Annotated in this window: 16 protein-coding genes; 7 read left to right on the top strand and 9 right to left on the bottom strand. The window is 38.9% G+C overall.

All coding sequences use genetic code 11. The annotated features are described in order from the left end of the window. Nucleotides 1-17: 17 nt before the first annotated feature. The 5 genes from dtd to FERPE_RS06665 all read right to left on the bottom strand — a co-directional run bounded on the left by dtd (nucleotide 18) and on the right by FERPE_RS06665 (nucleotide 5,311). On the bottom strand, nucleotides 18-467 hold the full coding sequence (gene dtd, locus FERPE_RS06680) for a D-aminoacyl-tRNA deacylase (protein WP_014451877.1): 450 nt from the start codon (nucleotides 465-467) through the stop codon (nucleotides 18-20). A 2-nt stretch (nucleotides 468-469) separates the two neighbouring features. Next, on the bottom strand, nucleotides 470-2,563 hold the full coding sequence (locus FERPE_RS06675; protein WP_372589601.1) for a RelA/SpoT family protein: 2,094 nt from the start codon (nucleotides 2,561-2,563) through the stop codon (nucleotides 470-472). 168 nt (nucleotides 2,564-2,731) lie between these two features. Next, nucleotides 2,732-3,577, bottom strand: a complete 846-nt coding sequence (gene xerA, locus FERPE_RS06670) for a site-specific tyrosine recombinase/integron integrase (protein WP_014451875.1) — start codon at nucleotides 3,575-3,577, stop codon at nucleotides 2,732-2,734. A gap of 55 nt (nucleotides 3,578-3,632) precedes the next feature. Then, nucleotides 3,633-4,292, bottom strand: coding sequence for a ribonuclease III (gene rnc, locus FERPE_RS10385; RefSeq protein WP_245530451.1), 660 nt, complete (start codon nucleotides 4,290-4,292; stop codon nucleotides 3,633-3,635). Further along, nucleotides 4,244-5,311 carry an adenine nucleotide alpha hydrolase family protein gene (locus FERPE_RS06665; RefSeq protein WP_041262859.1) on the bottom strand — a complete coding sequence of 356 codons (1,068 nt, stop codon included), beginning with the start codon at nucleotides 5,309-5,311 and terminating at the stop codon, nucleotides 4,244-4,246. Before FERPE_RS06665 ends, rnc begins: the two co-directional genes overlap by 49 nt. A 190-nt stretch (nucleotides 5,312-5,501) precedes the next feature. Here FERPE_RS06665 and FERPE_RS06660 point away from each other — a divergent pair, with 190 nt between their 5' ends. The 6 genes from FERPE_RS06660 (at nucleotide 5,502) to FERPE_RS06635 (ending at nucleotide 15,844) form a co-directional block, all read left to right on the top strand. After that, a complete protein-coding gene (locus FERPE_RS06660; RefSeq protein ID WP_014451873.1) occupies nucleotides 5,502-7,169 on the top strand; it encodes a formate--tetrahydrofolate ligase in 1,668 nt (555 codons plus the stop codon). 248 nt (nucleotides 7,170-7,417) lie between these two features. Beyond that, the gene (locus FERPE_RS06655) at nucleotides 7,418-8,701 is read left to right on the top strand and encodes a Glu/Leu/Phe/Val family dehydrogenase (RefSeq protein WP_014451872.1); all 1,284 of its coding nucleotides are present in this window, start codon (nucleotides 7,418-7,420) and stop codon (nucleotides 8,699-8,701) included. A 122-nt stretch (nucleotides 8,702-8,823) separates the two neighbouring features. Next, on the top strand, nucleotides 8,824-10,539 hold the full coding sequence (locus FERPE_RS06650) for an ABC transporter ATP-binding protein (protein ID WP_041262858.1): 1,716 nt from the start codon (nucleotides 8,824-8,826) through the stop codon (nucleotides 10,537-10,539). Between the two features lie 93 nt (nucleotides 10,540-10,632). After that, on the top strand, nucleotides 10,633-12,114 hold the full coding sequence (locus FERPE_RS06645; RefSeq protein ID WP_014451870.1) for a sensor domain-containing diguanylate cyclase: 1,482 nt from the start codon (nucleotides 10,633-10,635) through the stop codon (nucleotides 12,112-12,114). Nucleotides 12,115-12,156: 42 nt separating this feature from the next. Beyond that, on the top strand, nucleotides 12,157-14,250 hold the full coding sequence (locus tag FERPE_RS06640; protein WP_014451869.1) for a S8 family peptidase: 2,094 nt from the start codon (nucleotides 12,157-12,159) through the stop codon (nucleotides 14,248-14,250). Next, entirely contained in the window at nucleotides 14,234-15,844 is a 1,611-nt protein-coding gene (locus FERPE_RS06635; RefSeq protein ID WP_041262856.1) for a carboxypeptidase regulatory-like domain-containing protein, read from the top strand. The genes FERPE_RS06640 and FERPE_RS06635 overlap by 17 nt, the downstream gene beginning before the upstream one ends. A 46-nt stretch (nucleotides 15,845-15,890) precedes the next feature. Here the strand turns inward: FERPE_RS06635 and FERPE_RS06630 are convergent, their stop codons facing one another. The 4 genes from FERPE_RS06630 to FERPE_RS06615 all read right to left on the bottom strand — a co-directional run bounded on the left by FERPE_RS06630 (nucleotide 15,891) and on the right by FERPE_RS06615 (nucleotide 20,342). Continuing rightward, nucleotides 15,891-17,615: a methyl-accepting chemotaxis protein gene (locus FERPE_RS06630; RefSeq protein ID WP_014451867.1), complete on the bottom strand. Its 1,725-nt coding sequence runs from the start codon at nucleotides 17,613-17,615 to the stop codon at nucleotides 15,891-15,893. 91 nt (nucleotides 17,616-17,706) lie between these two features. After that, nucleotides 17,707-19,356, bottom strand: a complete 1,650-nt coding sequence (locus tag FERPE_RS06625) for a hypothetical protein (RefSeq protein ID WP_014451866.1) — start codon at nucleotides 19,354-19,356, stop codon at nucleotides 17,707-17,709. A gap of 34 nt (nucleotides 19,357-19,390) precedes the next feature. Beyond that, nucleotides 19,391-19,921 carry a hypothetical protein gene (locus tag FERPE_RS06620; RefSeq protein ID WP_014451865.1) on the bottom strand — a complete coding sequence of 177 codons (531 nt, stop codon included), beginning with the start codon at nucleotides 19,919-19,921 and terminating at the stop codon, nucleotides 19,391-19,393. 28 nt (nucleotides 19,922-19,949) lie between these two features. Next, nucleotides 19,950-20,342, bottom strand: a complete 393-nt coding sequence (locus FERPE_RS06615) for a PulJ/GspJ family protein (RefSeq protein WP_014451864.1) — start codon at nucleotides 20,340-20,342, stop codon at nucleotides 19,950-19,952. Between the two features lie 111 nt (nucleotides 20,343-20,453). Between FERPE_RS06615 and FERPE_RS06610 the strand changes: the two genes are divergently transcribed. Further along, nucleotides 20,454-21,290, top strand: a complete 837-nt coding sequence (locus FERPE_RS06610) for a GGDEF domain-containing protein (RefSeq protein ID WP_014451863.1) — start codon at nucleotides 20,454-20,456, stop codon at nucleotides 21,288-21,290. Nucleotides 21,291-21,364: the final 74 nt, after the last annotated feature.

Here is a 21,364-nt window from a genome sequence, read left to right as displayed (position 1 = left end):
AAGACACTAAAGAAAATTCAAAACACCTTTTTGGAATCAAGTAACAACGTTACTGGACCGTCGTTATGTATTTCCACAAGCATGTGTGCGGCGAATATTCCAGTTTCCACATGAACACCGTAGCTTTTTACCAGTTCGATGAACTTTTCGTACAAAGCCTTTGCTAAATCTGGTGGAGCGCTGTCAGAATACGATGGTCTGCGACCTCTGCGACAATCACCGTAAAGTGTGAACTGAGAAATAATAAGTGCCTGCCCTTTGACATCTAACAGTGAAAGATTCATTTTACCGTTTTCGTCGTCGAAAATCCTTAGGTTCACGATTTTCTCTGCCAAGTATTTGGCATCTTCCTCGTTGTCATCTTTTCCTACACCAAGCAAAATAACTAAACCATTTGAAATTCTTCCAACAACTTCGTTGTCTACTGTAACACTCGCTTTTGTAACTCTCTGAACAACAGCGCGCATATCTATCCTCGAACCACCTTTCTAACGCCTGGTGATGATTTGAAGTAGTCCATTATTTGTTCGAGTTCATCAAGCGACTTAACGATAACACTAAGTGATATTATCACAAAATCATCTCCTATAGCTTCAAACTTAAAGTTTTTTACTTCGATTTTTCTTTCCATAGTCTTTGAAAGCAACTCTGGAACTCTTTCTTTTTTATCAAGTTCCATCTTTACTAAGACACCAAACTGGGCTGTTACATCCGAGCGCCAAAGAGCTGGGAATTTTCTATCCGGTCCGAGTCCTACAACATTTTGACAATTGGACCTATGTATTACAATGCCCCGTTTACTTGCAACTCCGACTATTTTATCACCTGGGATTGGGTTACAACATTTTGCAAATAGTGTTTCAAGACTTTCAAGTCCGTCAACAATCACAAGTGATGCAGGTGATTTTTTCTTTGCTTTTGTTACCTTCTTTTTGGGTTGTTCTTTAAAACCTACTATCAACATCAATTCATCTTGAGTGATTGTTTTATCTCCAAGCCTGGTGATGAATTCTTCCTCGTCAATTTGGTGTGCGGTCAAGTATTTTTTTATCTCTGGTTTTTGTAAGAGTTCTTCGATAGAGATGTTTAACTTCTTAGCTACCCTTCTAAGAACGTCTTTCCCTCTTTCGATAAGTTGTTCTCTTTCTTTTTCTTTAAAGAACCTCTTAATTTTTGCCTTTGTTCGTGGGCTTTTCGCGTATCTTAACCAATCAAGGCTCGGACCTGGCGATGATTTGTTGACAATGATTTCCACAACATCTCCATTGTTTAATTGATAATCGATAGGCACTATTTTTCCGTTGACCTTTGCACCCGCAAAATGGTGACCTATCTCTGTGTGGATTGCGTAAGCAAAATCTATGGGTGTTGCACCGTACGGTAGGTGAATTATTTCGCCTTTTGGTGTTAGAACAAAAACTTCTGACATTTGCAATTCCTTTTTTAAATCTTCCAGGCTGGCGTATCCCTGTGAAAGTTCTTTACGCCATTCGGCAAGTCTCAAAATCCATTTTTGTTTTATATCTACAATCCCTTCACCACTTTTGTATGCCCAGTGGGCGATAAGACCGTATTCAGCTTCTTCGTGCATTTGTTTATCACGAATCTGAATTTCTAATGGTTCTCCAAATTGGGTAATGACAGTTGTATGGATAGACCTGTATCCATTCGATTTTGGAGCGGCAATGTAGTCTTTGAACCTTCCCGGTAGTGGGACCCAAAGGTTATGAACAACACCAACAGCCGTGTAACATGTTGTAACATCTGAAACGATAGCACGTAACCCCATTAAATCGTAAAGTTCATTAAAATCTTTGCCTTTCTGGATCATCTTTTTCCAAATGCTATAATAGTGTTTGTACCTTCCTTCAACTAACGCATCGATATTATGTTCCTGAAAAGCGGTTTGCAATTGCTGGATATAACTCTTTAACCTCTCCTCTCTTTCCACTTTCTTTTGTGCTACCAACTGTTTTATCTTTTGATATTCATCGTAATGCAGGACCTTAAAACTCAGGTCTTCCAGTTCAGACTTAATAACGTTTATACCAAGCTTGTGAGCGATAGGTGCATATACTTCCAGTGTTTCCATCGCTTTGTATCGCTTTTTTTCTTCCTCTTCAACAAAATCTATTGTGCGCATATTATGGAGTCTGTCTGCAAGTTTAACAAATATTACCCTTATATCCTCTGCCATTGCAAAAAGCATTTTCTGAATAGTTTCAAGCTTCTTCTTTTGCTCGATATTTCCAACTGGAGCGTTTATTCTACTAACTTTTGTAACCCCGTCAACTATTTGAGCAATCTCTTTTCCGAAGTTCTTTTCTATCATCTCGTAAGTTACTCGACCTTCACTATCTTCGATGGCATCGTGCAATAGTGCGGCCACTATGCTATCCGCGTCAAGTTTTAATGAAGCTATTATCTTTGCCACCTCTATTGGATGGGTTATGAAAGGCTCACCTGACTTTCTGTAAAGACCTTGGTAAGCGATTTCTGCCATATCGAAAGCACGGCAAAGCACATCTTTCTCCTTATTTGTAAGTTGTCTTCCAAGGAGCACTTCTATTTCTGATATGAACTTTTTACAATCGTATTTTCCAGGTTCTTCGAAAGCTTCGGTTTTTTGGGTAACTCGTGAGTTGACGTTATCAATAATCTTTAGCTCATACGAGCTTTTTCCGGTTTCCTGCGTATCCAAAAATAATACCCTCTTTCTATTCCATATTTCTCATATAACCAACTTTTTCACCGCATCGAATTTCTCTTTATCTGCAACGTGCAGATAAATACTTGTGGTGCTCAGGTTTGCATGCCCGAGTAATTCTTGAACTATTTTCACGTTAACGTTATTCATAACCAAATGTGTAGCAAATGTATGTCTTAGTGTATGTGGATGTATGTGTTTTGTTATCCCTGCTTTTTGTGCAGCTCGTTTGACAATTCTGAAAACTGTTGATGGATGCAGTGGTTGACCTTTGTTTTCAAAGAAATAAATCTTTGGTTTATACCTTTCCACGTATTTTTCAAGAAGTGGGACGATGTTTTCGCTTATTGGCACGAGTCTATCTTTATTTCCCTTACCCATTACGACTTTGACATACGGTGGATAGAACGAAACATCTTCAACACGTAAGTTGCAAAGCTCACTTACCCTAAGTCCGCAGAAATATAAAAGTGAAAGTATGGCTTTATATTTTAGCTTTTTTTCCTCATCGTAGACGGAAAGAAGAGCCTTAACTTCCTCAAGTGTTAAGAAGCTTGGTATCTTTTTCCTCAATCGTGGATGACGGACTCTCTCCATAGGGTTTTCCTCAACAACACCAATGAGTTCAAGGTAATCAAAAAAAGTCCTAAGCGAAGAGATATACCTTGAGACGGTTGATTCAGCAACTACCTCTCCTGTGATTTCCCCTTTGGAGAGTGCTTTTATGAACCTTTCAACATCGGCACGTTCTACTTGCTTGGGAGATTTTCCCAAGTAATCAAAAAACCTTTTTATGTCTTTCATATATGCTTTAACTGTATTTTCGGAACTTCTTCTTACATGTGTCAGATAGTCCTCGAAAGTTTTCAATAATGCTCCAATGTCGATTTTTATCACCCCGGTTGTTATCAATATCTTTAATCAATTAATTGGAGTTAGAAGAGCTTTCATTAGTAGCTGTCAATATTTCATAGGCTTTTTTGGCTGCATCTTTTTCTGCATCTTTCTTTGATGCTCCGGTACCTGTCGAAACTTTTTGGCCTTGGAGATACAATTCAACAACAAACCTACCGTTTTCATCTTGCTTAACGGTTCTATACTCAGGCAATTCCTTATACCTTTCCTGGGTTATCTCTTGCAAAGCCGTTTTGTAATCAAAGATACGTTGACCGGTAAGGAAAACTTCTATAGCCTTTTCGAACTTTTCACCGAATACTTCCATCACTTTTTTTAATCCACCGTCAAGGTAAATTGCTGCGCAAACTGCTTCGAACGTGTCTGCTATTATACTACTTCGTGTTCGCCCACCAGTCTTTTCCTCACCTTTGCCAAGGAAGATGTACTTACCGAGTTCATACTGGCTTGCAATCTCGGTAAGAACTTCTTCGCTGGCAACGGCTCCCTTAGTCTTTGCCATTTCACCTTCTGTTGCATCTGGATATTTGTTATATAGTATATCACAGACCACAAGTTCAACCACTGCATCGCCCAAAAACTCCAGCCTTTCGTTATTTTTTACATCTCTTCCAAGTTGATTTACCTCGTAGGCGTAGCTGGAGTGACAGAGGGCATTGAACAAGAGCATCGGATTTTTGAAATGATACCCGAGTTTCTCCTGTAATTCTCCAAGTACTCTTCTTTCTCGTTCTCGTAAGTCGTCCATTCACGCACCTCCACAACGTGAAAAGTCCTGAGCTTGTTGTTTTTTGATTCATGCCATTCTATCTTGATAGGCACTGCAAATTCAGGCTTAAGTTTACCTTCTGCTATCCAAAATTTCGATTCTTCGACTCTATAAATCGAAGGATTGGCGACAACTACTAAAACCAATGGTTTGTCGGCGACAATCACTTCGTCGATAACTTCTACCTTTCTCAATTCGTCAGCAAGGGCGTAGACTTCGTTTCTAAAAGGCTTAACATTGATAACTGCGATGTTTTTTGATAAAGGACCAACAATCTTGACATTTGCAATTTCGTTACCTTCCGGAAAATATTTCAAAACCAATTCATTTGCAATAGCCGTTGCTTGTCCATGGTAAGAAGGATTAGTCATGGGTTTCAACAGATGTTTCAATTTACATCCTTCTCTTGTCGAATGCTCCCCTATTCTTCTTATGGTAACTCCGTAGCTTTTAAGAATTTCCCGTATTTCGTCTTTACTTAAATCCCCGAGTGGAGCATACATCCCGTTGAATACCCTTAGCCCGGTTTTACCCCAAGTATCTGATGAGTTAGAGCCAGTGACCACTATACGACCTTTTGCATAATTCAAAACAGTTCCCATTTTGACCGTTTTCGTGCACATATTACAGGATGGTCCCGTTTTCCAAATCTTCTCTTGTCCAAGATTTTCTACAAAGGTAAGTTTAAAGCCGTGCTTTTGCGCAAAATCAGAAACAATCTTTAAAGCGTTTGAATACGTGTAAGGGCCATATACAACATGAACAAGTTCAACGTGTTCTTTTCCCAACGCCTCGGCACAAAGTAACGCTGCAGCTGTGCTGTCCATCCCTCCAGAAAATGCTATAACAAAGTCTTTACCGTGTTCATTTGCAACTTGCTTTATTTCATTTAAAATTTCTTCTTTTGTTTTTACAGCCATAAACCAAGCCTCCTGCTTCTTGTTCCTTTTTGTTTTTCAATATTTTACCATATCTGAAAGTAAAATTGAATAGCACATACACATTGTGAAAAACATACGAAAATAATCATGAAAAAAACACTTTTGCTGGGACTTTCGGTGCTTTTAATAACAATAAAGGTGTGGTAAACTTAGAAACGGAGGTGATAGCATGCTGTCGGATATTGAAATCGCAAAGAGTGCTAAGCTGAAGGATATAAGGCAAATTGCTTTTAGTTTGGGTATTCCAGAGGAGAAACTGAAACTTTACGGGAATTACATCGCCAAGGTTGACCATAGGTATTTAAAAGAACTTGAGCAGCAAGGAAAGAAAAAGGGAAAATTGATACTTGTTACCGCAATCACACCGACTCCAGCTGGAGAGGGAAAGACAACAACGAGTATAGGATTGTCAATGGCACTTAACAAAATTGGCAAAAAATCGATAGTTACGTTGAGAGAACCGTCGTTAGGTCCTGTTTTTGGAGTTAAAGGTGGGGCAGCCGGTGGAGGATACTCGCAGGTCTTACCTATGGAGGACATAAATCTGCATTTTACAGGAGACATACATGCAGTTACAACAGCACACAATTTAATTTCAGCAATGATAGATGCGCATGTAAATCACGGTAACGAATTAGGAATAGATATAAGAAAGGTATACTGGAAACGTGCTATGGATATGAACGACAGGGCACTTAGGCAAATTGTGGTGGGGTTAGGCGGAAGTGCGAACGGATATCCAAGAGAAGATGGATTCTTAATCACCGCCGCTTCCGAGATAATGGCAACATTGTGTCTTGCCTCTGACATTGCTGATTTAAAAAGAAGAATCGGAGAGATTGTTATTGCACAAAGTGAAAAGAAAGGGCTTATCAGAGTGAAAGACCTTGGCGTACAAGGTGCAGTAGCTGCTTTACTAAAAGATGCCATTAATCCGAACCTTGTCCAAACTATTGAAAACACACCGGCTTTTGTTCATGGCGGACCTTTTGCTAATATAGCCCATGGAACTAACACGCTTATAGCAACCAAACTTGCACTTCTGCTTTCCGATTACGTTGTGACCGAAGCCGGGTTTGCAGCAGACCTGGGTGCGGAGAAGTTCTTGGATTTTGTGGCACCGACTGGAGGTTTATTTGTTGATGCAGTTGTTCTGGTTGCTTCTATTAGAGCACTGAAATACCACGGTGGAATTGCTAAAGAAGAACTTTCTAAAGAAGATGTGGAAGCTGTGATAAAAGGTATGGAGAATTTAAAGGTTCACGTTGAAAATTTGCAAAAATACGGAGTTCCTGTTGTTGTTGCCCTCAACAAATTTGAAAGTGATACTCAAGCAGAGATAGATGCCGTGATGGAAAACAGCCCGGTTAAATGTGTGGTTAATGAAGTATACGCAAAAGGTTCAGAAGGTGCTATCGAACTTGCAAAAGCTGTTGAGGAGATAGCAGAAAATACACCAAGTAATTATAAGCCACTGGTTCCTATGGATTTACCAGTTGAGCAGAAAATAGAGCTGATAGCGAAAGAAATATATCGCGCAGGAAAGGTTACATACACAGAAACAGCAAAGTCAAAATTGAGCATGCTCAAAAAGAATGGGTTTGGAAATTACCCAGTTATAATAGCGAAAACACAAAACAGCATTTCAGATGACCCAAAGAAGATAAACGCACCAAAAGGGTACGAATTTACAATCAGAGACTTCCAAATTAGTGCCGGTGCAGGATTTGTGGTTGCCTTAGCAGGAGAAATTATGCTTATGCCAGGTCTTCCAAAAGTGCCAGCTGCTGTAAATATCGATATAAACGAAAATGGGGAAATTATTGGTCTGTTCTAAATTATTTTACATCGGTTCCAAACAACTATAGCATTTAGATGCATAAACAAAGATAAATAAACATCTAAGAGAAAAAAGAAGATTTTTAGGCTTTTTTCAATCTAAATGTGATACCCTTCACAAAATGAAAGTTGATAGTTTTGTCAAGCTAAAAGATAATAGACTTGGAAATAATAAACGTGTCAAAACATTGGAAAACGCTGGTAGATTGGCACGCCAGCATTAAAAACCAGGGAGGTTGTGAAAAGATGAAACTGAGCACGATGGGAAACCTTAAACCGTTTGGACCACTCTATGAAAATGCACAAAAACAGTTCTTAAAAGCGGCAGACCTCATGGAACTTGACCCAAACATCGGTAACTTCTTGCTTTGGCCACAGAGGATTTTGGAAGTTCACTTCCCAGTGGTAATGGACGATGGAAGAGTAGAAATATTCGAAGGTTACAGGGTCCAGCACAACACAGCCAGAGGACCAGCAAAAGGTGGTATCAGGTATCACCCTGACACGAACCTCGACGAAGTTGCATCTCTTGCTTTCTGGATGACCTGGAAATGTGCTGTTATGAACCTCCCATATGGTGGCGGAAAAGGTGGCGTTAGGGTAGATGTTACAAAATTATCAGAAAAGGAACTCGAAAGACTCAGCAGAAGGTTCTTCTCAGAAATTCAGATGATGGTTGGTCCTCACAAGGACATTCCAGCTCCAGATGTAAACACAAACGCAAAGATAATGGCATGGTATATGGACACCTACAGTATGAACGTTGGTTACACAGCACTCGGTGTTGTGACTGGAAAACCACTTGACCTTGGTGGTTCAGAAGGCAGACCGGAAGCAACAGGTCGTGGTGTTGCGATTACAGCTAATGAAGCTTGCAAAGTGCTTGGAAAAGATATCTCCAAAGCTACAGTAGCAATCCAAGGTTTCGGTAACGTTGGTTCATATTCAGCAAAGATTTTGAGCGAAGAATTTGGTGCAAAGATTGTTGCTGTCAGTGACGTTAGTGGTGGACTTTACAACGAAAACGGTCTTGATATCGATGACCTTATTGCTTACCGCGATGCAAACAAAGGACTTATCAAAGGATATCCAAAAGCAAAACCAATTACCAACGAAGAACTCCTCGAGCTCGATGTTGATATCCTTGTTCCCGCAGCACTTGAAAATGCAATCACAGAAAAGAACGCAGACAACATCAAAGCAAAAATCATTGTCGAAGGTGCAAACGGTCCAACAACCCCAGAGGCAGAGGAAATACTCATAAAGAAAGGCGTGCTTATAGTTCCTGATATCCTTGCAAACGCTGGTGGTGTTACGGTCTCTTACTTCGAATGGGTCCAAGACTTGCAAACATTCTTCTGGGACATTGACGATATCAGAAAGAAACTTACAAAGATGATGGTCAACGCATTCGCAGAAGTTTACAAGACAAAGGAAAAATATAATACAGATATGAGAACTGCAGCATATATCGTTGCAATTAGCAGAGTTGCTAACGCTGTCAAAGAAAGAGGATACTATCCAATGTAATTAAATTTGACAAAAAAATCGTTGGAGCCCCATTTTTGGGGCTCCATTTTTTTACAATGTGTGGTATAATATCGTTCGCAAAACAAACTTTCTTAGTTATTTTGAATGGGAGTGATATGCGCATGTTCAGAGAATTTCTGAAAAAAAGGTGGCATTTTTACATTTTTGGCATCATATCGCTTATCGTAATAGATATGCTCCAACTTTTTGTTCCCAAAGTTATAGCGAAAGCCATTAACGCGCTTCAGACAATAAAAGATGTTTCTGAAGTGCGATTTTTTGTCCTTAATATACTTGCACTTGCGTTAGGTATGCTATTTGGTAGATTTTGGTGGCGTTATTTTATAATGGGAAGTGCTCGTTATTTTGACTATTATGCAAAGAAGAACCTTTTTGATAAGATTCTGAGTTTGGATATGCATTTTTTTGATAAACATCGTTCGGGAGATATAATGGCATATTTTACAAACGATGTGAGCACAGTAGAAAGGATGCTTGGAATAGGAGTTGTCCAATTAACAGATGCACTCTTTATGAGCTCAATGACGATATTCTTCATGGCAACATCTACGAATTGGAGATTAACACTGACTGCGTTAATTCCGCTGCCGGGAATAATCTTGGTCTCACTGCTTTTCGGAAGGCTTATCTTTAGAAGGTCGAGGTACGCACAGGATGTTTACATGGAACTAAGTGGGTATACGGAAGAGACTATGGATGGCATAAAGATAATAAAGAGCTTTTCTATTTTACCAAAGATAGAAGAACTTTTCGATAAAAAAGCAAAAGAACATTTCAAAGCAACGATGTCTTTGATACGCGTATGGGGTATTATGTGGCCCCTAGTCCATTTCATAGGAACACTTGCATTTTTCTTGGCACTTAGTGTCGGTGGACCGATGGTTATAAAAGGCACGGTTACACTTGGTGACTACGTTGCTTTCAACAGTTACATAGGGATGTTAATTTGGCCCCTTACTGCTTACGGTATGGTTATGAATGTTATTCAACAAGGACGAGCCTCTCTGCAAAGGCTAAAAGAGATAAGCAACGCGCAACCAATAGTGGTAGAACCAGAAAAGCCTGTCGAAATACATCGAATAGATGATATATCTGTTAAAGACCTCTGGTTCAAATACCCTGGAACGGAGAGATATGTATTAAAAGGCGTTGATTTTGAGGTGAAACGTGGTCAGTTCGTTGGTATTGTCGGAACTGTAGGAAGTGGGAAATCAACTTTGGTAAAAATCATCAGCAAACTTTACCCTGTCGACAGGGGAAAGGTCTTTATCAACGGGATAGATATCAACGATATTCGTTCATACGATATCCGCGAACTTATTTCTTATGTCCCACAGGAAAGTTTTCTTTTCTCTGACTCTGTGGCGAAGAATGTTGCATTTGCTATGGAGCAATTTGACTTGGAAGAAGTGAAAGAATACATCAAATTATCAGCAGTTGAAGAAGATGTTGAAAAATTTCCCGACAAATACGATACAATCGTTGGACAACGCGGTGTGATGCTTTCTGGTGGTCAGAGACAGAGGTTGACAATAGCAAGAGCATTGATGAAAAAGGCAGATGTCTACATATTTGACGATTGTTTGTCTGCAGTAGACCCGGAAACTGAGGAAGAGATTATTCAAACTCTAAGAAGTAAAATGAAAGGTTCGACGATGATAATAATAACCCACAGACTTAAGGTACTCCAAAGCGCTGATGTTATTTACGTACTTGACCAAGGTGTGGTATTAGAAAAGGGAACCCACTACGAACTTTTGAAAAACGATGGATTGTATGCAAGGATGTACAAAAAACAGTTGGTTATAGATGAGTAATAGATGAGTTATCAAAATTCAAATATTTGTGATAAAATAATGCCAAGGGATTTTTTTAAAACCTTGGCATTATTTTTTGAAGGAGTGAGTAAAATGCTGCTGAAAGTTATTCTTGCTCCGTTTTTCTTACTTATCGCTATCTTATTTGTTCTTTTTGTGATAAATAGACGCAAACTGAAAGAGAAAACAGAGAGTGAAAAGTCACTCAACGAATTTATAAGCGGATTGGGAATAGTTTTAGAAGGTGAAAAACTGGGAATTGCAATCTGGATTGATAATGAGTTGGTGTATATCAATAGTATTTTACTTGAGCATACAGCTCTTGCAGGGATTGAGATAAGAGATAAAAAGGAACTAGATGAATTGTTTTCTCACCCGGAAAAGTATTTGGTTTTTTATGATATGATAAACGAAATTAAAAAACAACGCGAGGCAAAAGTATCGGAATACTCTAGAGTGTGGAGGAAAGAAGTTGGTCAGAAGTATTTTGAAATAAAATACTTCAGAAAGCACCTCAACGGCAAGGAGTATGTTGTATTAACAACCAGAGATGTTTCTAACGAGCTATCGAACTTAGAAGTAACTATATTAGCTGAGCTCAGCGAGATTTTTAGTGAACATTTTTCAAGAGAAACTATAAACTTGTACGAGGTTGGTGAAGATATCAAAAGAATACTCGCCAACCACGGACTTGTTGACATCATTGGAATAGGAATACTAAAACCGACAGGTGAACTTTACTTTCCTTACTTCAAGTATACAGACGAAGATGATAGAAGCGGTTTCGTTGTAAAGCCAGAGGAAAAAACATTGTCCAGGTATATAGTTGACAAGGGTCTGAAAGTCCATATCAGAAATTCTGAAAAAGACAACTCTTTAAGTGATGGTTACGACTTTTACTATATAAGACGGTTCACAACCAAGGTATTCACAATTTACGGTGTTCCAGTATCATTTCGTGGATTAATCAAAGGAGTTATTTTGTTCGAAAAGCAGGGCGAAGACCAATTTTCAAAGTCGACGATTGCTATCTTTGACAAGATAGCTCATTTCATATCCCTCGCACTAAGGTTTATCGAAATACTGGATGAACTGAACACAGAAAGGACGAAACTTTTCGAACTATCGATAAAAGACTATCTTACTGGAGCATACAGCAGGCGGTTTTTGGAACAATTTTTAGAAAAAGAATTGAACAAATGTAGGCGAACAAACGCTAAGGCAACAGTTGTGTTCCTGGATATTAACGAATTTAAAAAAATTAACGACACATACGGACACGTGTATGGCGACGAAGTGTTAAAAACCTTAGTTGAAACAATATGTAAAAACATAAGAACGATGGATGTGGTTGCAAGATACGGGGGAGATGAATTTGTTCTTGTTTTACCAGAAACGGGTGTAGAAAACGCTGAGCGGGTAATGAAAAGAATAGTGGAAGCGCTGAAAGAAAAGAATATTTCTATATCGTATGGTATGTTAGAAATTTCAGAATTCGAGACGATAGGTGATGTTTACAAAGAAGTCGATAAAAGGATGTACGGAATGAAGAAGAGTAAAACAAACAATACATAACAAATGCTGTGAAAAGATGATAAGGAAGGAGAAGACTTCGAAATGAAAAAGTTTCAGAAGTTTAAAGCGATCATTACTCTGAGGAACTTAGGCACGTCTTTTGCAAGTTTACTTCTTTCTTTCTCGTCTTTATCGTTCACTTTCAGCTTGCTTTTACTTTCTTTAACTTCCTGCCTGCAACAAGAAACCCATGCTCAGGAAAGTCTGCCACTAGAATCTACAATTTCTGTTGAGCAAAATGGTAACGAATATTACGCTGACCGTATTCTCATTGGTTACTCTGACGAGGAAAAAATCAACAGTATTTTGAACTTACTTAACGGAAAGCTGGTTGTTCATATTCCAGAGATTAAAGTAATCTCCGTAAGGATTGAAAATGCAGGCGAAACATTACAGCTTTTGGAAAACGAAATGGTAAAACGAAAATATGGAATAAGATACGCTGAATACGTCTATGTTAGAAAGTTAGTTCCGTTTGATATAACTGATATAACTGCTCGAGCAGATGAATTTGAAACAAAAGGTTTCGTTCCCAAGCTATCTGGATACACCAACTACTCAGGTGAGTCACTTGACCTGTACCTGTGGGGGCTCAGGGCTATTAAGATTAAAGATGCTTGGAATAATGGATACAAAGGCGAAGGTATTATCATCGCAGTTTTAGATACCGGTGTCGATGGGACCCATCCAGATTTGCAAGGGCAAGTGGTAGAAGGTTACAGACCATCTACAGATGAAATCCTTCCAGAGGGTATTGACTCATCCTTTGGAGGTTCACATGGGACACACGTGGCAGGTACGATTGCTGCAAAATCTGATGGAAAAGGAATTGCAGGCGTGGCGCCAGGCGCGAAAATAATGCCTGTGGTGTTGTTTGATAACGGAGGTTGGTATGTGGGAGATGACTACGCAGCAAAAGGGATAATTTGGGCAGTTAATAATGGAGCGAATGTATTGAGCAATTCGTGGGGTGGAGCAGGGTATTCACAGACACTTAAAGATGCATTTGACTACGCACTCGAAAGAGGGGTGGTTGTGGTCGCAGCAGCGGGTAATTCGAAATCAATACAATCTTACCAATATCCGGCGAATTATCCTGGAGTTATACAAGTAAGTGCTGTGGAATTCAACGGAGGAGATTATATTGTTGCGGACTTTTCCAGTGGTAGTCCGATGATAAGTGTGTGTGCACCCGGAGTTTCGATTATTTCAACAATGCCTCAGGAAGGTTCAAGAGGGTACGATAGAAGGAGCTTTGTTTTGGCGGAAAACAACGGTTATTATGGTTACATGACAGGAACATCAATGGCAACACCACATGTGTCTGGATTAGTGGCTTTGTTGTTGCAAAAATATCCGAATGCAAAACCTTGGCAAATAAGAAAGATGTTAGAAGAAACCGCTTTTGATATCGGAACTGAAGGTTACGACGAAAAGGCTGGTTTTGGATTGATAAATGCCAGCGCAGTCAATAAGAACTTACCGGTAGACGGAGGATTAGATTACCACATAACTGTTACAGACGCGTATGGAAAGTGGAACATACCTTCAGTGAGTGTTTCACTTATAGGCGTTGCGAGGAATGGGCGAAATGTTCGGTATTTTGCCAAAACAAACGCAGAAGGAAGTGCGAAGTTTATTGGTATAGACACAGGTGATTACAACGTAATAGTCAGCGGTCCAGATTCGAAGGAAAATTCTGAGGGATTGATGCGAATAGCTCATAGAAAGGCAGAGGAACGAACGTTGACTTTCCATCAAACTTTAAACGAAAATAAGTCCGATATTGTAAGATTTTCCTCACAAGCATTCCTGGAAATAGATATACCGGAAGTTGCAGTGAATCCCCAAATCGTTTTTGTGGATGTGACGAAGTTACCAACGGAAACTGGATACGAAATTACAAAAGATTTAGCAAGCAATACCGTTGATTTTTCAGAGCTAAGTGGGCGTTATTTAATAAAGCTAAGAGTTTCTCAAAAAGCAGACGTGAATATATCCGTTTCTGGAACTCTAACAATCAACGGCACGCACATATCGGTTGGTGGAAAGATACTCAAAGACGCAACGGAAACTTACATTTACGATAACAAAGGTCCATATGCATGGTGGACACTTTTTGGTAAGTTGGAATAAAAGAGTTCAAAATAGAAACGAATTAATTGAGGAGCGTGAATTTGTGCGACAAATGACTAAAGGATGGGTGTATAAATTCTTTGCATCCGTAATTATACTTTTCTTAATGTTACTTAGTTCATGTATTATCCTAAAACCGGCTACAGAAAATGTTGAGATTTCGCTTTACGTTTCTGAGTACAACAGTGGTCCAGCTGTTGATGATGCGAACGTAGAGCTTATCAAAGATGGGCGTGTCGTTGATACAAAGAGAACAAGTGATGGAAAAGTGCGTTTTAGTGTTAAGTTGTATTCAGGACCATACTTATTAAGAATCTCGAAAAACGGACATGCAAAGACTACTATAAAGATTTTAAACATCCATTCACCACTCGTGCTTAATACGACATTAAGAAAGACAAAGTTACTGCCATCAGAACAAAATCAAAATGAAATGAACATATTGTTCGATATCTACACTTCAAAAAACAAAGTTTCCAAATTACTCTTTGATGGTAACTCTATATACAACATTTTTGGACTGTCTTATATCTATATCTCAGCGCAAAGCACAACTTCAAATTTCCCCGTATCTTTTATGTATGCAAAACTGGGTAATCCGCCAGGTGCTGAATATCTTGCTTCTCCAAGGCTGTTTGCTGAGTCTAATGTTCTTGAAGGGGAGTTAGATTTAACACCTTTCTCAGGAAAGGTATATCTTTTTATAGATGCTTACGATGTAAACGATAATAGATACGAGGTTGTTGTTCCTCTTACGGTAACCAAATTAACGGATTTGAAAGTTAATCCTTATGTGGTAGAAGCCGACCAACCTGCGGTTTTTGCCTACAATCTGAACACGACTACAAAATATTACTCAACCCAGGACAGTAGCATGCCAAACCAAAGCAAAAGTTCTACAAACCTATACGTAAAGCTCTCTTGGAAAAGATGGTCTGAAAGCATGCAAAAAAGCAAAACGGATGAACCTGATGGATACGTTATCTATAAATCATACGATGGCATAAAGTATGAAAAACTCACAGTTGTTAGTTCAAAACAAGACACCTACTATGACACAAGCGATATTAAACCTGGAAGTAGGGTTTGGTATGCTATAGCTTCGAAATATGGTGGAATAGAAGGACCAAAAGTATTCCTTGGTAGTGTTGAGCCGCTGCCTATGATTGAGATAACGGATGTTTCCCCTTTGGATGGAGCAACCAATGTCTCTTTATCTCCTACATTTAGCTGGAAAATATCTGGTGTAGAAAAGTACGAAGGGAAAATCAAATATCTTTACGATATATGGATATACGACTTAACCGTTAATAGTGGAATTTTTCATTATCCAATTGTTGATGTTCCTTACTTTACAAGCGATTCATCAATTGTAACAATCAACATGAGCAGCTACGCTTGGAAAGATTTACCTGATGCAAAGCTTCAACCAGGTAAACCTTACGAATGGGCACCGGAACTAATAGCAGTGATGTGGAACGATAATGAAAATAACTCCTTGTCGCTGAGTGTAAACTGTGATTACAACTTCAAAATTTCACCCGTGGTTATTGCACCTGAGAAGTACTATCTCTTTGTAACAGGCAATAAATAAAAATAGCTCCCCATCTGGGGAGCTTCTTTTGGTATTTTGAATCTTTTCACACCTTGAATTTGTTGAGCTCGGAAACTAACCTATCAACAACGTCCCTAAGTTGCTCGACTTGTCTTCGGATATTTCCAATTTCTTCAACGCTCGCCTTCATGCTTTCAAGTATACGTGAACCACTTTCTTCGATTGCCTGTATACTGTGGACTATCTCTGTGGATGCAGAACTCATCTCTTCCGCACTTGCTGTCTGCTCCTGTGAATGTGCCGCAACGTTGTCTATTACGTTTGTTAGTTCTGATATAGACTTGGCTATCTGTTCAAAACTTTCTGAAACTCTTTTGTAACCATGTTCAGTCTGCTCAACTTCCGTGTAAAGCTTTTCTATCTGACTTTCCAGAGCTTTGGAATATGTATCCACTGCCGATATTGTTGAGTTTATTGTATCAGTCGAAGTCTTTGTTTGTTCTGCTAATTTTCTTATCTCATCGGCAACAACTGCAAAACCTCTTCCTGCTTCACCTGCCCTTGCCGCCTCAATGGCTGCGTTCAGAGCGAGTAAATTGGTCTGCTCTGCTATTTGCCTCACGGTTTCGATAATACTGCCTATGTTCTTTGTCGCAGAACTCAGGTCTCTAATTCCGTTTCTTAGTTCTTCATATTCTTTCACAAAACCACTGGTAATGTTCCTGACATTTTCAAGTTCCTTACTTCCAAGTGCTGCTCTTTCTTCAAGCATCTTTGCTAATTCCGCTGCCTGGGCAGCAAGGTTGCTTAGACCTTGTGATTGGCTTGAAAGCTCCTCAATAGTTGCATTTATCTCTTCGACAGATGCGGAGATGCGAGAGATATCCTCTTGCTGTTTCTCAATTACTGCAGAAAAAGAGATTGATAGATTTTCGAAGTTAGCGAAAGTTCTTTCAAATGTTTCAAGTGATTTTTCCGTCTTTTCGGAAGCGTTCTTTGACTCAGAGATAAGCCTTGAAATACTTTCCACTGCATGATTAAGGAGCGAATTGATTTGCCAGAATTCGTCTATAGAGTTAACCTCAACCCTGTATGTCAAATCACCAGTTGCAATCTTTTCAAATGCTTGCTTGAGCGACGGCAGACCTTTTAGAACACTCCTTGCAAGAACGATGGTAACTACTGCGATTACAATATTCAGCGCAATGCTTATTAACACAAGCTTGAATTGTACAGAGTTTTCAATCTCAAAAGCGAGCGTCGCATATTTTAGCAGTGCGGGACCAATCCAAAGTGATACAGCCATAACGCCCACACTCAACTTTGTGGTAGTTGGAATCATGAATTTATGAAATATCTTGCTATCGACTACTTGAGCAACATTCATCTTTGAATAAATATACAACACAAGTGCAATTATATCCATATTTATTGCAAGTGCACCAGACAATCTGAGCATAAGTGCGCTTTCGGGAAGCGGAGCTAATTTACTTGCAAAAAGCCCCACGATAGTTGCTGCCACTATATTGGCAGTGAACAACACCACAGACATGTATATTGGGATGTTAAAACCTTTGCCCTCGAATGCCTTTCCCACGTTAGTCCTAATCAAAAAAAGTACGACCGGGAGGAGCACAACTAAATTGATTAGATATCCAAGAAGTATATTTACAACAGGGTAATTCCCAATGGCCGCAAAGACATAATAGCTGAACAAGAGTGCAGGTAAATCGATAACCGTGACCACAATAAAAGGCAAAAGAATAAGTTTTTTTAGAATAGTTTTCTTTTCATTTTCTGCCAAACTCATAAGCGCACCTCCAAATTAAATACACTGTCTATTGTTAGGTATAACCTATTGTATCATGGATATTTTGTAAAAAATGATTTTTATCAAAATTTTATTTTACAATTCCTACGACCTTGACAGAAACCGTTTGAGACCTTGCTGGGGTTCCGTAGGGTTGATATGCCCCCGTCATTATCCTTGGGTTGTATGCATATATTTTGTAATATCCCGTAATTGTTCGACCAGTGCGTGGATCGAACGTGCCAACAGGTCCTCTGTAGTTTTGCATGATACTTCCGAACACAAAGAGTTGCTCAGAGGAACTGCCGGTATTGTAACCATCAACTGTGAATGAACCATCGAATGCAAACAAGCTTGCGAAAATCTTCATATTTGTTAGCTTTTTACCAACCCTTACGTTGTTGATGGCAACCAGGTTTAAAGAAGATGTTTCCTGTGTGTTTACGAAATCTTTTATACTTGGGAGCTTGGTTTCACTGACCGAATCACCGTTGTTACCATGTTCATTATTGGTGAACTGACTTGCAAAAGTATCGTAAGGAATAAGACGGTCTTTAATGATGATATCATTTTCGGAAAAAAGAGTGTAGTTACCTTTGTAAGTTGATAATTCCGTTGGACCATCGATAGTTATATCTCCAGTTGCGTAAACAACACCGTTAAATTTTATATTAAATTCCTCTGCTGGACCGCCCCCTTGTTTTCTTATCCTGGCATCCGGAGAAGAAGGGTTCCACGAGATGATGTAATCGGTGTTACCTTGGGAAATTTTTATATCGTAGTTACTCACAGATTGCCCATGAGCAAAACTGATAGTGATATCACTGTTGAACTTTATTCCACTGAGCACCAAGGGTTGTGAACGGATCTCATCGTAACTTCTTACAAGTGAGGCTATGGAATTTTTATACTCATTTTTTATCGCATTAAAATCGAGTGCGGCTACATCTGCTTCTGTCAATAACCTGTATGTTGGATTTCCCAACAAGTTTGCAAAATTGCTATAATCAGCAGGGTTTACTATGTTTCCGTTCATATCTTTTATTCCAAGGATTTCTATTGGCGATGTGAACGTTGGCTTTCCACCTGCGTTATTTATGTTTATATAATCGTGTGATCTAATGGGTCCGTCTATCAGGTCGTTTGCGTGAAAGTAGATTGTGGTTCCATCAGAACGTTTTTCGCTATTTGTGAAGTAAACGTATTGGTTCAAAAGTTTTGAGGTTACTATCGCATAAGCGTATACACCTTTTCCTTCTCTTTCTGCCTTTGCAATAACCAGAGCAGAAAACGGATTTTTAGACTTGATGGCATATATTGAAACATTTGAGAGCTTCCTATTTGACAAGTATTCAACAAGCTCGTCATGTATTTGACTTTCAGTAGCGGAACTACCACCTGGTGTTATTTCAGCAATTAAGAAAGATTTGTTATCTGCATAGACTTCAAAAAAATCTTTCCATTCCTCACTGAGTTTTGATTTGAAATCAGTGTACCAAGAAGGTAAGCCTGTTTGATACGGGATGTTGAATCCCAAAACCCCTGTCGAACGACTTCGCATAAATCCAGCTCCGATGTTTAATAAGTTGAGCGCATCTATCCCGAGTTGCGATGAGACTTGCATTCTGATAGCGTTCGTTCTGTAGTTGCCTACAAGTTGATACAGGGTCAAAAGCATGATACTTGCAACCACTAGGAAGATGAGCACTAAGGCAGTCATGAATCCGTTTCTTGTTTGCATATGCGAGTCCCTCCTCAAATTTTCTTACCTAAGTTTAAGAAGAACTGCTTAGAGCAGTTAGCAATGGAACAGAATATTTTATTTTTCCGTTATTGTGAATGAACGTGACTTCAAGAAATTTTGGGTCTTTTATCGCACCTGAGGGTTCTTCTTTAGTCTGCAGTGAAATCAAAATGTATTTTATCTTAGATGTCCTGATCAGATCTTTGCCGTCAAACCGTATTATCACACTGTCGCCTACTGACACAAATTCAAGTTTTTTCTTGACAGTGACTACATTCATACCAAGCGGTGAAAAGAATTTCAAATATACAAACCTACCATCTGGGTCAATCTCCGCAGCTTGAGGCCTACCTTGCGCATCCACCCATTCATCATTCCATACACTTTGCGTCAAAATGTTGTCCAATATATCTGTTATACTTTGAGCTTCCGCATAAAACGCGGCATATTCTTGCTGTTGATTGAGCACATTAAGTGATAGGTTGAAGATTAGACCTAACATCGCTATAACAAACACCATTATAACCATACTTGCTATCAAACCAGAAATTGTTAATTCCATACTTACACCTACCTTCTTTGTTATTAGGTTAATATGATTTGTACTGATAAACGACAAATTCTTCAGTCTTTCCTGGGACACGCTCGATTGTAAAAAGGTATTTAACAAAAAAAGTTGTTGTTGTCGATGAGAGGTTTATAACCTTCGGATAAGAGATTTGATTTTCGTTTGATTTGTGAAAACCTTTGTTAATAGCGTCCAAATCGATTGCAGTTTGTCCAACTGACCCTTGGATGTAGATGTATCGTGCAATGAAATTTTGGAGTTCTATCGCTTTTTGTTGATTTTGGATAGATGAGAGAGATTGGAGAACACCCGAAACACCGGTTGTGATAATCATAAAAACAATACTTATCAGCAAAAGTGCTACGATTGTTTCGGTTAAAGAAAAAGCAGGTCTAAATTTAGTCTCAAAACCCATCTTCAAACCTCCTTTTATTTAACATGTCGTTATTATTATACTCCCTCTTCTAAAATTTTAGACCCATTTTTCCGATAAATCGTTTGAGAAGAATGAAAAGAGGTGAACGTAGTGGAAAAACTTGACACATTTTTTGCTCAAGAAATGCCAACATTGCCTATAAATTTAATCGTCAATCTTGTGAATTTTTTGAGTTTTTTGAGTGAATTAGACGAGTGGGAGTTTGTGGACAAACTTGCAAAAGCTATTTACATGCACACAAGTGCCAGCGGTGTGAGGGTTATGACCCCTAACTTTGTTAAAATATTAGGCACCAAAACAGGAACTTTGTATAACTTCTCTTCCAAGCATGTGAGAATAAACGTTTATTTTTCGGACACTAACGATAAAGACGTTCCAGTGTTAAACTTAATTTCGAACATTGCCGAAACGCACTACAAAAATATTCTAAAATACCAAGAAATGGCCGAAATGGCACTTTACGATTCACTTACCGGAGCATATTCAAAAGCAGCTGGTTTAAAGTTGTTGGAAAGTGCTGTAGAAAGTGTTAAGCGAACCGGTAGGGATGCGTTTATTATTTTTATAGATATTGACAATCTGAAGAAAATCAACGATGAATATGGGCATTTAATAGGCGATGAAGTGCTTAAATCATTCGCTCAAGCGTGCATAAAAAACATGAGAAAAACAGACATACTTATTAGGTTCGGTGGAGACGAATTTATTCTATTCGTTGATTCCGGAAATCCAGAAATACTTCTTGAAAGGATTAAAAACTTGTCTGATATCAGCTTTTCTTATGGAATAGTTCCCATAGAAAATGACCAAGGGCTATTTGAAATCCTCAAGTTTGCCGATGAACGTATGTACAAAGAAAAGAAGAAAAAGAAAGACCTTCATATGTTGGTGAATAACACTTTGATGCCTATACAGACAAATTCTTAAGAGTTTTCAAAAAAATTAAGCACGACCGTGGTTAAACATGCAATGTTTGGCATATATTGTTGAATAGTCAATGT

This window comes from Fervidobacterium pennivorans DSM 9078, assembly GCF_000235405.2.
Lineage (GTDB): Bacteria > Thermotogota > Thermotogae > Thermotogales > Fervidobacteriaceae > Fervidobacterium > Fervidobacterium pennivorans.
The sequence above is the reverse complement of the archived record's forward strand: the minus strand, read 5'-3'. Positions and strand labels throughout refer to the sequence as shown.

Excerpts from the sequence above, each read along its gene's own strand:
- FERPE_RS06660 (WP_014451873.1), top strand. The coding sequence starts at position 5,502 with ATGCTGTCGGATATTGAAATCGCAAAGAGTGCTAAGCTGAAGGATATA.
- FERPE_RS06615 (WP_014451864.1), bottom strand. The coding sequence starts at position 20,342 with ATGGGTTTTGAGACTAAATTTAGACCTGCTTTTTCTTTAACCGAAACA.
- FERPE_RS06620 (WP_014451865.1), bottom strand. The coding sequence starts at position 19,921 with ATGGAATTAACAATTTCTGGTTTGATAGCAAGTATGGTTATAATGGTG.
- dtd (WP_014451877.1), bottom strand. The coding sequence starts at position 467 with ATGCGCGCTGTTGTTCAGAGAGTTACAAAAGCGAGTGTTACAGTAGAC.
- FERPE_RS06655 (WP_014451872.1), top strand. The coding sequence starts at position 7,418 with ATGAAACTGAGCACGATGGGAAACCTTAAACCGTTTGGACCACTCTAT.
- FERPE_RS06665 (WP_041262859.1), bottom strand. The coding sequence starts at position 5,311 with ATGGCTGTAAAAACAAAAGAAGAAATTTTAAATGAAATAAAGCAAGTT.
- FERPE_RS06640 (WP_014451869.1), top strand. The coding sequence starts at position 12,157 with ATGAAAAAGTTTCAGAAGTTTAAAGCGATCATTACTCTGAGGAACTTA.
- FERPE_RS06625 (WP_014451866.1), bottom strand. The coding sequence starts at position 19,356 with ATGCAAACAAGAAACGGATTCATGACTGCCTTAGTGCTCATCTTCCTA.
- FERPE_RS06645 (WP_014451870.1), top strand. The coding sequence starts at position 10,633 with ATGCTGCTGAAAGTTATTCTTGCTCCGTTTTTCTTACTTATCGCTATC.
- FERPE_RS06630 (WP_014451867.1), bottom strand. The coding sequence starts at position 17,615 with ATGAGTTTGGCAGAAAATGAAAAGAAAACTATTCTAAAAAAACTTATT.
- rnc (WP_245530451.1), bottom strand. The coding sequence starts at position 4,292 with ATGCTCTTGTTCAATGCCCTCTGTCACTCCAGCTACGCCTACGAGGTA.
- FERPE_RS06650 (WP_041262858.1), top strand. The coding sequence starts at position 8,824 with ATGTTCAGAGAATTTCTGAAAAAAAGGTGGCATTTTTACATTTTTGGC.